Raw genomic sequence first — 13,786 nt, 5'->3', positions numbered from 1 at the left:
CGGGCGCGGCTGGGTCGCGCCTGTCTCCCGCAACAAAGCCGCTCTTGGTTAAGGACACAGAGATCATGACAGACAGCAGTTTATTACCCCGCCTGAGCCGTACAGATGCGGACAAACCCGGTGTTGGCATTATTCACCTTGGGCTTGGTGCTTTTTACCGCGCCCATGCCGCAATCTATATCGCTGAGGCGATGGAAAAATCTGGCGGCGATTGGGGTATTGTTGGTGTGTCGTTGAAATCACCAAATCAACGCAACAATTTAGCCCCGCAGGGGTGCGCGTATACGGCACTTGAACTGGCTCCATCCGGCCCGATCCCGCATCACATTGAAGTGGTGCAAGACGTGCTTGTCGCGCCTGAGAATCCTGCCGCCGTTTTGGACGCGATGAGTGATGAGGCGGTTAAAATCGTCACACTGACGGTGACCGAAAAAGGCTATTGTCACGCACCCTCCACCGGTAAGTTGTTGCAAGATCATCCCGATGTTATTCAAGACCTCGCAGACCCCAGCGCGCCTGCCTCTGCTCTAGGGTTTCTGGTGCGCGCTTTGGACATCCGCCGCCAGAAAGGCCAGCGTCCGTTCACTGTCATGACCTGTGACAACCTGCCAGAGAATGGTCATGTTTTGCGCGGTGTTGTGCTAGAATTGGCTGCACTGATCTCGGACGATCTGGCGTCTTGGATCGCCTCTGAGGTCAAGTTTCCCTGCACCATGGTCGACCGGATTGTCCCTGCCACCAAAGCCGAAGACATCGACACACTTGGCGATTTGATCGGCAAATATGATGCCTCGCCGGTGATGATGGAACCTTTTCGCCAATGGGTGATTGAGGATGATTTTGTTGATGATCTGCGACCTGATTTGGGGGCCGTTGGTGTTCAATTGGTTGAGAATGTCACCGAATTTGAAGACATGAAGCTGCGTTGCTTAAACGGTACGCATTCCAGTCTGGCCTATTTGGGGTATCTGGCTGGTTTGACCACCATTTCTGACACCGTGGGCGAGCCTGCATTCGCGCGTTTCGTGAAATCGCTTTGGGCAAATGAAATTATTCCCGGTCTAACGCCGCCTAAGGGTGTTGATTTGCAAGCCTATGCAGATGCGTTATTCGCGCGGTATCAAAACCCATCCATTCGCCACCTTACATGGCAAATTGCGATGGATGGCTCGCAAAAACTACCGCAACGGATTTTGAAACAATTGGAAAGCGGTTTGAACGCTGGACGTCCTATGTCAGGGTTGATCTTGGCTGTTGCGGGGTGGATGCGTTATGTTGGTGCTGTGGATGAAAAAGGCACCTCAATTGATGTGCGCGATCCTATGGCCGAGCGTTTGAAGAGCCTAAGCGATGCGGCCGATACAAATGTTCGAAAAGTACAAGCATTGCTGTCTGTCAGCGAAGTTTTTCCGACATCCTTGCAGAATAACTCTAACTTTGTAGCTCAAGTCACAGCCGCCTATGAAGGGCTTGTCACACGGGGCGCGTATAAAATGATCGAGGTATATAATGATTGAATCTTGGCGCTGGTACGGACCTCTTGATAAAATCGAGCTTGGCGAAATTGCCCAAACAGGCGCGCTTGGCATCGTCAATGCTTTGCATGAAATCCCCTACGGCGAGGTTTGGACGCGCGAGGCCATTGCTGCACGCCAAACTATGATCGCGCAGGCAGGGCACGGTCAAAAATGGCATGTCGTGGAAAGCCTGCCGATCCACGAGCGGATCAAACGCGGTGAGGGTGATTTGACGGACCTCTTTGCCAGCTATCGTCAATCCATGGCCAATCTCGCTGCCGAAGGGCTGACGACGATCTGCTATAACTTCATGCCTTTGATCGATTGGACGCGCACGCGATTGGACCAACCGTTAAAGCATGGCGGTACATCCTTGCGGTTCGAGCAGCGCCAAATTTGCGCGCTGGAAATGTTCATGTTGGAACGCGACGGGGCCGAAAATGACTTTACGCCCGAGATCATCGCGCAAGCAAAACAGTGGTATGATCACTCATCGGAAGATGACCAAACAGCATTGGTGGCTGCGATCATGGCGGGCCTGCCGGGGGCTTATGAGCGCTATGATGTGGCGTCGATGAAAGAAGCCCTGAAGCTTTACGACGGTATTGGCCGCGATGATATTCGCAACAATTACGCACGGTTCTTGGCCGAAGTCATTCCCGCCGCGCAAGATTTGGGGATGCGCTTTGCTGTGCACCCTGACGATCCGCCCCGCGATATTTTCGGTCTGCCGCGGGTGATGTCAAATGCCGAAGACATTGCTTGGGTGTTTGCACAACAAGATGTTGTGGAAAATGGATTGACGCTTTGCGCTGGGTCGCTCGGGGCCAATCCTGCCAACAATGTGCCCGCGATTGCGCGCAAGTTTTCGGATCGTATTCATTTCGCGCATCTGCGCAATGTGGCCAAAGATCCTGATGGATCGTTTGAAGAGGCCGCACATTTGGAAGGTGACACTGATATGGTGGAACTGGTGTCGGTTTTGTTGGGCGAAGAACAAGCGCGCAAAGCGGCGGGCCGTGCCGATTGGGAATTGGTGTGGCGCCCTGATCATGGGCATGAGCTTTTGCATGATATCGGATCGGGTACACATCCGGGCTATCCTTTGCTTGGTCGTATGCGTGGATTGGCTGAAATGCGTGGCGTGATCAAAGCATTGTCGCATAAGAATGTGCAATTCGGTTAAACTGCTGTTCCGTTTGATTTTTCAACACAGCGATCTGTTTCATGGCGGCCTTGTGTTTATTGGGCCGCCGTGACTGGAGCTCTGGCTAATTATACCTATCAGATGAGACATAGCCTTTATCGCTAGGCCGTCGTCGGGGGGGCAATGCCAATACCGTCGCATAGCAACCGCAAAACAGACTGCGACACAGGGGGTAAAAGACTGCCTGCGCGGGTGATCAGGCCATAATCTTCGACCTCGAAATCAATATCGGTTTTAATAATTTGCACCAATCCAGGCGTATCAGATGTCCCACTGTCGTCGCCTTGATAAGATGTAAAGGTCTGCGCCACAGAGGTCGCAACCGGGGCCACGGCGTTGGTTTGTGAAATCGTCGCCAGAACCAGTAAAAACGATGAGGTTCTAAGTACACGTTCGGGAAGTGGAAACCCTCGGCGTGTCAGAGCTTGGCTGACGGTGTTGTGCAAAATTGCGCCAGCGTCAGGCATAACCCAGTCATATTTCAACAGTTCGGCCACAGGAACAGCACTGTTTGGGGGCTGTCCACTGCGTTGCAGCACTGGGTGGCCATGCCGCGCCACAAGGCTGAGCGGCTCTTTACTCACCACAGTCATATTGAACATTGAGGGATCTAGGCCTTTTGGCAAACGCGCCAAAGCGAAATCAAGTTGCCCGCTTTGCAGCATGGGGCCAAGGGTGTCTGATGTCCCAACTTCCACTTCGATCTGGATGTTTGGCAAAGCGATGCGCGCCTGTCTGAGGGCGGGCAGTACATGTTCAATGGCAGGGCCAGTGACTGCGCCGATTGAAACCTTGCCCGTTAGCCCCGATTTCAATTCCGTTATTTCGCGATCCGCGTCTGAAATTTCATGCAAAATCCGTCGCGCGCGGTGGGCCAAGGCCAAGCCTTCTGGAGTCATCTCGATTCCGCGACCCGCGCGCGTATAAAGCGGTGCGCCGATGATGCGCTCGACCTCTGAGGCAAGTCGCGATGCCGCAGGTTGCGCAATGCCGATAACCTGCGCTGCTGAGGAGAGTTGTTCTTCGCGCATCAAGGCCTCTGCCAGTCTTAGGTGGCTGATTTTTAATCCTTTTTTGAGTAATCTATCCATTGGGTGAGAGGGGCCTTATAGTAAAATTTGAACGCATAGTCACTGTGAACTGGTGAAATTTGATATGCTAAAAATGGTATAATTGTATCTTATAATATAATTTGACTGAGATGAATCAAAAGTTTTGAATGCAACGTACTGAAATGAACACTTGCGCCAATGTTTGGCTGTGTCGAGACACGACAAACAGCCTTTGACGCCCTGCTATCACGAGGATCTCGCAGATGTACTTTGCGCTTTGTGGTGGGATTAACACATTTAGGAATGAACATCATGCTGCTTTCACAAATTCAAAACGCCCTTGGGGGCATTACTGTTGTCGCGCGCGAGGGGTCTGAAGCCTACGCTGTGAAAGAGGCTGCATCAACCTATGCTTTGGCGATGGAAGCGGCTGAGGCGGGCAAGTCTTTGGCTGAGGTGATCCAAGCCCATGGGTTTGGTGAGGCGATTGATTTGAATGCGGCTTATGCCGAGGGGCGGATGATGTTGCCAATCCACCACGAAGACCCAGCCCATTGCCATTTGACAGGCACAGGCCTGACCCATTTGGGGTCTGCCTCGACACGATCCTCCATGCATGCCAAAGCCAACACTGATGCGCCTGTGACTGACACAATGAAGATGTTTCAAATGGGGATTGAGGGCGGTAAGCCTGCTGATAATGTTGAAGGTGCGCAGCCTGAATGGTTTTACAAAGGCAATGGCACACAGGCTGTTGCCGCAGGCGCGCCGCTGACATCCCCAGGGTTTGCAAAAGACGCGGGCGAAGAGCCCGAAATCGCTGGCATTTATGTGAACTCTGCCGATGGCACGCCGTTCCGTGTTGGCTTTGCTTTGTCCAATGAGTTTTCAGACCACATCACAGAGCGTGGCAATTACCTGTGGTTGGCGCATTCCAAATTGCGCCCTGCGTCTTTCGGTCCTGAACTGTTGGTCGGCGAACTGCCTGGCGATGTGCAAGGCATGTCGCGTATCTTGCGTGATGGGGCTGTGATCTGGGAAAAACCGTTCCTGTCAGGTGAAAACAACATGTCGCACAGCGTGGCGAACCTTGAGCATCATCATTTTAAATACGACATTTTCCGTCAGCCCGGTGAAGTGCATGTGCATTTCTTTGGCACCGCAACACTGTCGTTTGCCGATAGCATTTCCACCCAAGATGGCGATGTGTTCGAAATTGAAGCCCCTGAGTTTGGCTTGGTTTTGCGCAATCCATTGATCCAGCAGCCTGCTGTGGCTGGCACCGTCACCGTTAAAGTTTTGTAAGGTATCCCATGACATTTACACCAGCACCTTGGCCCCGCAAACTGCGTTCGCAATCTTGGTACGGCGGCAATTCACGTGACACGATTTACCATCGTGGCTGGATGAAAAACCAAGGCTACCCGCATGATTTGTTCGATGGTCGTCCGATTATCGGCATCTTGAACACGTGGTCAGAATTAACACCGTGTAACGGCAGCCATATGAAAGAGCTGGCTGAAAAGGTCAAAGCGGGTATCTGGGAAGCAGGCGGTTTTCCAGTGGAAGTGCCTGTATTCTCAGCCTCAGAAAACACCTTTCGCCCCACAGCGATGATGTTTCGCAATCTGGCGGCTTTATCGATCGAAGAAACCATTCGCGGACAACCTATTGATGGTGCTGTTCTTTTGGTCGGCTGTGACAAAACCACACCGTCTTTGATGATGGCGGCAGCTTCTTGCGATATTCCATCAATTGTCGTCACGGGCGGACCTATGTTGAATGGTCAATTCAAAGGTGAACGTGTCGGGTCTGGCACCCATCTTTGGAAATTCTCGGAAGCCGTGAAAGCGGGCGAGATGACCCAAGAGGAATTTTTGGAAGCCGAACAGGGCATGTCGCGCTCAACAGGCACCTGCAATACCATGGGCACGGCCTCGACGATGGCCTCTATGGCCGAAGCCTTAGGTATGGCTTTGTCTGGCAATGCGGCCATCCCAGCAGTGGATTCGCGTCGTCGTGTGATGGCGCAAATGTCTGGTCGTCGAATCGTACAAATGGTCAAAGATGACCTAAAGCCATCTGACATCATGACCAAAGCCGCGTTCGAGAACGCTGTGCGCGCCAATGGCGCAATTGGCGGATCGACCAATGCGGTCGTGCACTTGCTGGCGCTGGCGGGCCGTGTCGAGGTCGACTTTACATTGGACGATTGGGACCGTTGCGGGCGCGATGTCGCCACCATCGTGAACCTGATGCCATCTGGTAAGTACCTGATGGAAGAGTTCTATTATGCTGGTGGTTTACCTGTTGTCTTGCAACGTTTGGGGCAGGGTGGTCAATTGAATAAAGACTGTTTGACCGTGTCCGGCGAAACCATTTGGGACGAAGTGAAAGACGTCGAAAACCACAACGAAGACGTGATTTTGCCGCTTGATCAGGCGCTGACACAACAAGGTGGCATCGCGGTTTTGCGTGGCAACTTGGCCCCCAAAGGTGCCGTTCTCAAACCCTCAGCCGCCTCGCCACATTTGCTCAAACACACAGGGCGTGCCGTGGTGTTTGAAGACATCGACGACTATAAAGCCAAAATCGAAGACCCTGATTTGGATATCGATGAAACCTGCGTGATGGTCATGAAAAACTGTGGCCCCAAAGGCTATCCCGGCATGGCTGAGGTGGGCAACATGGGCTTGCCGCCAAAGGTTCTGAAAAAGGGCATCACCGATATGGTGCGTATTTCAGATGCGCGTATGTCTGGTACGGCTTACGGCACGGTTGTCTTGCACACTTCGCCTGAAGCCGCCGCGGGTGGACCTTTGGCTGTCGTGCAAAATGGCGATATGATCGAGATGGATGTGGAAAACCGTGTGCTGCGTTTGGATATTTCCGATGCAGAATTGGCGGCGCGTTTGAAAGCATGGGCGCCCGCGACAAGCGCGCCAACCTCTGGCTATGCCTACTTGCATCATACCCATGTTGAAGGGGCTGATACCGGCGCGGACCTTGATTTTCTCAAGGGCTGTCGCGGCAATGATGTTGGTAAAGACAGTCACTAAGGGCTGATTTTAGGCATCAGCCATGTGACTGTAAATTCATCAAAGGGGGCGTTTCTCGGGACGCCCCCTTGTCTTTTGGCACGCGGTCCTAGATCACTTTGATACGAGATCTATAATTCGATCTAAACGCGTACCAAAAGAGACGACACATATGAAATTCTTCCCGATGTTCCTTCGGATGGTGGACCGCGATGTGATCATCGTGGGCGGCGGCGAAACAGCGGCACAAAAAGCACGTTTGATGCTGAAATCTGAGGCGCGGATCACCTTTGTTGCGCCTAGCCTAGATGATGAATTGCAAGCGCTGGTGAACGAGGGGCGTGCCCGCCATGATCGCGGGGCGATCACACCTGAGACTTTTAAAGGCGCTGCTTTGGTGTTTGTCGGCTCTGGTTGTCCGGGGCTGGATGCCTCGATTCATACGTTGGTGCGTGTGTCTGGAGCCTTGGTTAATGTTGTCGATCAACCGCATCTGTGTGAGGCCAATACCCCGAGTCTTGTGGACCGTGATCCTTTGGTTGTGGCCATTGGCACCGAAGGGGCCGCCCCTGTGCTGGCACGTCAGATCAAAACGCATTTAGAACAGGTGCTTGAACCAAAATTGGGTGACCTTGTGGCGCTCGGCGGGCGATTGCGCTCTGCCGCTGCTCAACACGTTCACAAAGACAAACGGCGCGCCTTTTGGCGTTGGGTCTATGCTGACAAGCCGCGTCAGTTGCACGCGCGCGGTGCCGAACGTGAGGCCGCCGAGCTGATCAAATCCGTCATTCATGCTGGTGGCGCGCCCGATGATGCGGGCCAAGGGCAAATCACCGTGGTCAGCGTTGGGGCGATGGATGCCGATCTGATGACCTTGCGCGCTGTGCAGCGGATGCAAGAGGCTGATTTGATCATCGCCGCAGACCCCGCTTTTGCGTCTATATTTGAGCTGGCCCGCCGTGATGCGGATCGAATTGTCGTTGGCAAAGACCACGGCACCGCCGCGTGGCGTTTGTCTGATCAACGCAAAGCTGCGCTTGATGACTGTGAAAACGGCGCGCGTGTTGTATGGCTGGTGCCTGCCCGCGATGCAGACCGCGCTGTCATGGGCTTTGATCACCCCGTGGAAATCATTCCTGCCGTGATGTCTTAGGAGAGCAATATGTCCGATCTTGAAACACGTATTGCGCAAGCCAAAGGCGATGATATCGCAGATATCGTCCTTAAAGGCGGGCGCATTTTTGACCTGATGACAGGGGATCTGCTTGAGGGGGATGTCGCCATCTGTGGCGACCGCATCGCAGGTGTGTTTGAGATATATGAAGGCAAACAAGAGATTGATGTCACGGGACAAATCCTTGTGCCGGGCTTTATTGATACGCATTTGCACATTGAAAGCTCTTTGGTGACGCCGTTTGAATTTGACCGCTGCGTGACACCGCGCGGGGTGACAACCGCGATCTGTGATCCGCATGAGATTGCCAATGTCATTGGCCTTGATGGCATTCGCTATTTCCAACAGGCGTCAGAGCATACATTGATGGACATTCGCGTGCAGTTGTCGTCTTGCGTGCCTTCGACCCATATGGAAACCGCTGGGGCAGAATTACTGGCAGATGATCTGAAACAAGTCATGGGGCATGCCTCAAGCATCGGCTTGGCTGAGTTCATGAACTACCCCGGTGTGATGTTTCGCGACCCAAGCGCCATGGCCAAGATCAAACTGTTCGAAGATCAGCACATCGACGGCCATTGTCCGCAGCTGTCAGGGCGTGATCTTAACGCCTATATCGCGGCGGGCATTCGCACTGAACATGAGGCTACAACGTTTGATGAGGCGCGTGAAAAACTGCGTAAGGGCATGCGGGTGCTTATTCGCGAGGGCTCTGTGTCCAAAGACCTGCACGCCTTGCAGCCGCTTTTGACCGATATCACCTCTGCCTATATGTGCCTGTGTACCGATGATCGCAATCCTTTGGATATCGGCGAACACGGGCATTTAGATTACATGATCCGGACCTTGATTGCGCTTGGCTGTTCGCCTTTGGCGGTGTACCGCGCCGCCAGCCTGTCTGCGGCTGAGGCCTTTGGTTTGAAAGATCGTGGCATGATCGCGCCCAGTAAACGCGCCGACATTGTTGTCATCGATAGTCTGGAAAACTGCAATGCATCCAAAGTGTTCTGTGGTGGTGTTGAGGTGAATTCTGAGGCATTTGAGGCCCGTGCCAAGATAGCACCTGTGGCCCGTAATTCGGTGAAAGCGCCTCGGGTGACTGCGCAGGATTTTCGCACCACCGGCAACCGCGAAGACACCGATGTGATCGGCATTCTGGAAGGCAAGATCATTACCGAGCACCTGCAAGATGTGATCCCGATTGAAGATGGCGATAAAAAGCCGGACCCTTCGCGTGACTTGACGCGGATCACAGTGATAGAGCGACATGGCAAAAACGGCAACATCGCCAGCGGCTTTGTCAAAGGCTTTGGGCTGAAATCTGGTGCGATTGCCTCGACCGTTTGCCATGATCATCACAACATCGCTTGCGTTGGCGTGGATTACGACGACATGGCGCTGGCCGCCAATCGGATGAGCGAAATCGAAGGTGGATTTGTTGTTGCCTCAGACGGCAAGGTTTTGGCCGAATTGGCGCTGCCTGTGGCCGGACTGATGAGCCTTGAACCGTTTGAAGTGGTGCGCGATGCGTTGATTGATCTGCGCGTGGCGGCGAAATCTTTGGGCGTCACTCTGGAAGAGCCTTTTTTGCAATTGGCGTTTCTGGCCTTGCCGGTGATCCCTGCGCTAAAAATCACCGACCGCGGGATGGTGGATGTGCATAAATTTGAGATTATCAGCTAAGGCCTGCGTCAAGACTTGACGCCAGCGAGCGCAGCGGTCAAATAGCTGCGCTTCAAAGGATGGTTTACGATGATGCCCAAGCCCGATCTTAACACCGCTGCCCGCCTGTCCGTTGCACCGATGATGGCGTGGACGGATCACAGTTAATTTCATTTATATTCAACGCCCTATGGTGATTAAATACGTATGTTGTTCAGCGTGTTGTTCAGTGCGGACTGAAATGCGAAAAGAGATTGGTTATTAGGCAATCATCTTACTCCAGAAATAGAGTGAACGGCCCTATGCGGACCTTGGGAGCGACTTACATTTCTGTACAACAGCTTCGTCAAAGCAGATGCCCACCATCGCACCTCCTAGGCCAATCCCGAACGAGATTGGAGTGATCTCTGGAATTAGCCTTGCTTCTTCGACATGCGGACATCAATGTATATCTACAAAAATTCAAGTTTTGAAGAGGTTGTTTCATGAAGGAGTATGAGGGGGCTGTATTGTTCGTTGATATCCTAGGCATCAGCGCATTGACCACTTCATCCGTTTCGATAGTCGAGGAAATTGACTTCAGAGCACTAAACCCGTGCTCTAAAAAGTCGGGTGGCAATCAGTTTTTTTGCGCTCTTCTGCTGTCAAAGTTTCGCGAGAACCTTCGCAAATGTAAAACAACGAATCTGAAGATTGCGCAACTTTCTGATTGTGCGTTTTTATGGTCAAGAAATGAAAGTGTAGTTGTTGACGCAGCCAAGACGCTTTTCGAAAGAAATGCCGAAAGCGGAGTGTTTGCTAGAGGTGGTATGACCTACGGGCAGATCATCGAGCCGAACAAAACGAACAAGAGAATGGGACAGTTCATTTGCGGGAACGCCGTAACAAGAGCTGCTCAGTTGGAGGGTTCTGGCAAGGGCTCACGCATCTTTATTGATAGAGAAATTGGCGGACGTCAAATACAAGGAACGTCTCCAAAGGCTTTCGAAAGCCTTGCCATCCTCTCGGATTACCGGATGATTGATGAGTTCCTCTGGTTCTCATGTCCGGACTCCTCGGAGCTCCGAGCCGAAAAAATAGAAAGACTGAAAAACCTCATAATGCTGCGCATTAGGTTCCAGCACGCCCCTACTTTCCGCTGGAATGCTGCGTCGAAACATGGCTTGGTTCACTTGGGGGCCACAATAGAAAGGCTCGTTGCCGCTTCGCGTCAATTATGTGATGAGTTAGAATTGAACTTGCCTCAGAACACTTGGTATACGTCGGAGCAAATTCAGAACCTCTACGAGGTGACTTGGCACTCCGAAAGTGAATATCACGAGAAGTGCCGTGTGTTTAAAGAGCACTGGAGCAATGCGATATGACGAAGTCAATACGGCCATAAACGGATTTTTCTGCGGATCGCGCCTAATGACCATTCCCAGCATAAAACGAAAATCGCTTTTCGGCTCTCTATAAATCGTCACTCGCGGTTGAGTTATTATTCCAGTTAACGCAAGGTTAAGTAATTATAACATTACGTGATTCTGGAGATTTAATTTGGTTGATTTTAGAAGCCGCCTAGCAGGTAAAACAGTAGTAAAGCCCGCCAATCCATCCGACATTTACGACAGTCTAGATCGCGCGCATGACAAGGGGCCATTACGTCCTGCACAAGAAGGTGTTCTAGCAACGTGGTTTTCAGACCTTCAAGGCACCAAAGATGTAATCGTTAAACTTCATACCGGTCAGGGTAAGACTCTCATCGGACTCTTGATGCTCCAATCACGCCTAAACCAAGGCCTAGGACCTGCCCTATATCTATGTCCTGACAATTATCTGATCGAACAGACATGTGAACAGGCTAAACAATTTGGTGTAAAAACCTGCAAGGCGGATGGCGACTTACCTGACGAATTTCTTAATGGAACCTCAATTCTTGTCACTTCAGTTCAGAAAATGTTCAACGGACGAACAAAATTTGGGCTTAACAGCGCTTCAATTTCCGTGGGTGCTGTACTCATGGATGACTCTCACATCTGCTCTGATCGCATAAGGGACGCATGTAGAATAAGAATTCCAAAAGACGAACCGGCATATGCAGCACTCAAAACGCTCTTCTCAACTGATTTAGAAGCCCAAGGCGTCGGTACATACGCTGAAATAGAGAATGGCGCGCGAGATTCAATTTTGCCGGTGCCCTATTGGGCCATTTCAGGAAGAAATGCCGAAATTGCAAAAATTCTTGCCGCAAACGTTGAACGAAAATCAATAAAATTTGCTTGGCCGTTACTCAAAAATATTCTTAACCATTGCCAATATATGATATCTGGCGAAGCTATCGAAATCGAACCCCACCTAGCGCCACTTGAAGCGTTTGGCTCTTTCCATAACGCCAAGCAGAGAATTTTCATGTCTGCTACCGTTACGGATGACTCGTTCCTTATTAAGGGCCTCCAACTCAAACCTGAAACGATAGCTAGCCCGCTGGTCTACGATAAGGAGACATGGTCTGGCGAGAAAATGATATTACTACCCTCCTTGATAGATGAGAGCCTAAGGCGAGCTGACATTGTTCAAGCTTACGCTGGAAAAAATGCTAATCGAGGGAGTGGCGTCGTCGCACTTTCACCGAGTTTTGCACAATCCAAAGACTGGAAGTCGTATGGCTCTTTGGTCGCCGATAAAGATACACTTGCTGGAAGCGTCCAGACCCTGAAACAAGGCAAATACGAGCAAACGGTCGTACTCGTAAATCGATACGACGGGATAGATTTGCCAGATAATTCGTGTCGAATTTTGATCTTTGATTCAAAGCCATTCTCTGAGAATTTGTCGGATGTTTACCAAGAGAGTTGTCGCCCAAACAGCGAAGCCACACTCATGCGCACCATACGTTCCATTGAGCAAGGATTGGGCCGTAGTGTTCGAGGCGAGAAAGACTACTCAGTTATTATCGTAGTAGGTCCCGAGTTGGTAAGATTGGTGCGAGACCCTGCGACCAAAAAATACCTTTCACCACAAATGTCTATGCAAATTGAAATTGGTTTGCAGATATCCTCATGGGCGAAAGATGACATCTCGCAAGGCGATGCTCCAAATGAGGCCCTAAACGGGCTCATCAATCAATGCCTGATCAGGAATGATGGTTGGAAAGCCTACTATATTGATAATATGAAAAATATTTCTACAAAGTCTGCGGATTTGAACACACTCAAACGCTTTGAGGTCGAACTACAAGCTGAACAGCTTGCAATGTTGGGCCGCGGCGGTGAAGCGAGCGAGAAAATTCAGACAATGTTGGATAGTGGCAAAGTCAGTGCCGAGGACAAAGGTTGGTATCTGCAAGAAAGGGCGCGATACCTATACGAATTTGATCGCATCGAGGCGCAAAACCTTCAAGTGGCGGCCCACAGTAAGGATCGTTTGTTGCTGAAACCCACAAGTGGCGTAACTGTCTCTAAGCTCACTGTGGTAAGTCACGGTAGAGTTGAGCGTATCATTGATTGGGTGCAACAGAAGGGCAACTACAACGATCTCGATATCGCAGTGTCTGACATATGTAGCCGGTTGGCTTTCGGGGTGAAGGCAGACAAGTTCGAAGGAGCGCTTGATGAACTGAGCCGAGCGTTAGGCTTTGCAGGTGAACGTCCTGACAAAGAATGGAAAGAAGGCCCTGACAACCTTTGGGCATTGGATACTCAAACGTATTTACTTGTCGAATGCAAAAATGAAGTTGACGTTTTGCGAGCTGAGATAAACAAACGAGAGACTGAGCAAATGAACCGTTCATGCGCATGGTTCGAAAAGCATTACAAAGGTATGTCTGTAAAGCGGTTGATCATCCACCCAGCAGGAAAACTTGAAAGTGCAGCTGCGCTGACGCATGAGGTCGAAGGCGTTCGAGAAGCGGATTTGAAGCGTCTGGTCACAGCAGTCCGAGACTTTTTTAAATCGTTCCAAAGCCAAAACTTTGCAGACCTGTCATCCACCCGCGTTCAGAAAATGCTAAACTTTTACAAGCTGACCGTCACTGATCTCACCAGCGATTCAGTTAATAATAGTTACACGAGGAAACTCAAAGATGTTGCACGTTAGATTGTTTGGTGCAGCGTTGCGCCGCCTGCCTATGATCCCAGCCTAAGAATTCACATCGG

At 51.2% G+C, this 13,786-nt stretch carries 9 protein-coding genes; 8 read left to right on the top strand and 1 reads right to left on the bottom strand.

The window, feature by feature from the left end:
* The first annotated feature begins 65 nt into the window (after positions 1-65).
* Both KO503_RS13110 and uxuA read left to right on the top strand, forming a co-directional pair.
* Positions 66-1,517: a mannitol dehydrogenase family protein gene (locus KO503_RS13110; RefSeq protein WP_215992007.1), complete on the top strand. Its 1,452-nt coding sequence runs from the start codon at positions 66-68 to the stop codon at positions 1,515-1,517.
* The gene (gene uxuA, locus KO503_RS13105) at positions 1,510-2,703 is read left to right on the top strand and encodes a mannonate dehydratase (RefSeq protein WP_215991990.1); all 1,194 of its coding nucleotides are present in this window, start codon (positions 1,510-1,512) and stop codon (positions 2,701-2,703) included. The genes KO503_RS13110 and uxuA overlap by 8 nt, the downstream gene beginning before the upstream one ends.
* Before the next feature lie 122 nt (positions 2,704-2,825).
* Here the strand turns inward: uxuA and KO503_RS13100 are convergent, their stop codons facing one another.
* Entirely contained in the window at positions 2,826-3,815 is a 990-nt protein-coding gene (locus KO503_RS13100) for a LysR family transcriptional regulator (RefSeq protein WP_215991989.1), read from the bottom strand.
* A 273-nt stretch (positions 3,816-4,088) separates the two neighbouring features.
* On the opposite strand from KO503_RS13100, the gene araD1 reads away from it, so the two are divergent.
* The 6 genes from araD1 (at position 4,089) to KO503_RS13070 (ending at position 13,727) form a co-directional block, all read left to right on the top strand.
* On the top strand, positions 4,089-5,081 hold the full coding sequence (gene araD1 / locus KO503_RS13095; RefSeq protein WP_215991988.1) for an AraD1 family protein: 993 nt from the start codon (positions 4,089-4,091) through the stop codon (positions 5,079-5,081).
* Positions 5,082-5,089: 8 nt separating this feature from the next.
* On the top strand, positions 5,090-6,835 hold the full coding sequence (gene araD, locus KO503_RS13090; RefSeq protein WP_215991987.1) for an L-arabinonate dehydratase: 1,746 nt from the start codon (positions 5,090-5,092) through the stop codon (positions 6,833-6,835).
* Between the two features lie 151 nt (positions 6,836-6,986).
* Complete coding sequence (locus tag KO503_RS13085; RefSeq protein WP_215991986.1) at positions 6,987-7,967, top strand: siroheme synthase; 981 nt, start codon at positions 6,987-6,989, stop codon at positions 7,965-7,967.
* A gap of 9 nt (positions 7,968-7,976) precedes the next feature.
* Positions 7,977-9,671: an adenine deaminase gene (gene ade / locus KO503_RS13080; protein WP_215991985.1), complete on the top strand. Its 1,695-nt coding sequence runs from the start codon at positions 7,977-7,979 to the stop codon at positions 9,669-9,671.
* Positions 9,672-10,135: 464 nt separating this feature from the next.
* On the top strand, positions 10,136-11,014 hold the full coding sequence (locus KO503_RS13075) for a hypothetical protein (protein ID WP_215991984.1): 879 nt from the start codon (positions 10,136-10,138) through the stop codon (positions 11,012-11,014).
* A gap of 175 nt (positions 11,015-11,189) precedes the next feature.
* Complete coding sequence (locus KO503_RS13070; RefSeq protein ID WP_215991983.1) at positions 11,190-13,727, top strand: DEAD/DEAH box helicase family protein; 2,538 nt, start codon at positions 11,190-11,192, stop codon at positions 13,725-13,727.
* Positions 13,728-13,786: the final 59 nt, after the last annotated feature.

Origin of the sequence: Pacificibacter marinus (assembly GCF_018860505.1) — a bacterium.
In the GTDB taxonomy this organism is placed as follows: Bacteria; Pseudomonadota; Alphaproteobacteria; order Rhodobacterales; family Rhodobacteraceae; genus Celeribacter; species Celeribacter marinus_B.
The sequence above is the reverse complement of the archived record's forward strand: the minus strand, read 5'-3'. Positions and strand labels throughout refer to the sequence as shown.

Bases quoted from the DNA above. Each gene is read 5' to 3' on its own strand.
- KO503_RS13110 (WP_215992007.1), top strand. From the start codon at position 66: ATGACAGACAGCAGTTTATTACCCCGCCTGAGCCGTACAGATGCGGAC.
- uxuA (WP_215991990.1), top strand. From the start codon at position 1,510: ATGATTGAATCTTGGCGCTGGTACGGACCTCTTGATAAAATCGAGCTT.
- KO503_RS13100 (WP_215991989.1), bottom strand. From the start codon at position 3,815: ATGGATAGATTACTCAAAAAAGGATTAAAAATCAGCCACCTAAGACTG.
- araD1 (WP_215991988.1), top strand. From the start codon at position 4,089: ATGCTGCTTTCACAAATTCAAAACGCCCTTGGGGGCATTACTGTTGTC.
- araD (WP_215991987.1), top strand. From the start codon at position 5,090: ATGACATTTACACCAGCACCTTGGCCCCGCAAACTGCGTTCGCAATCT.
- KO503_RS13085 (WP_215991986.1), top strand. From the start codon at position 6,987: ATGAAATTCTTCCCGATGTTCCTTCGGATGGTGGACCGCGATGTGATC.
- ade (WP_215991985.1), top strand. From the start codon at position 7,977: ATGTCCGATCTTGAAACACGTATTGCGCAAGCCAAAGGCGATGATATC.
- KO503_RS13075 (WP_215991984.1), top strand. From the start codon at position 10,136: ATGAAGGAGTATGAGGGGGCTGTATTGTTCGTTGATATCCTAGGCATC.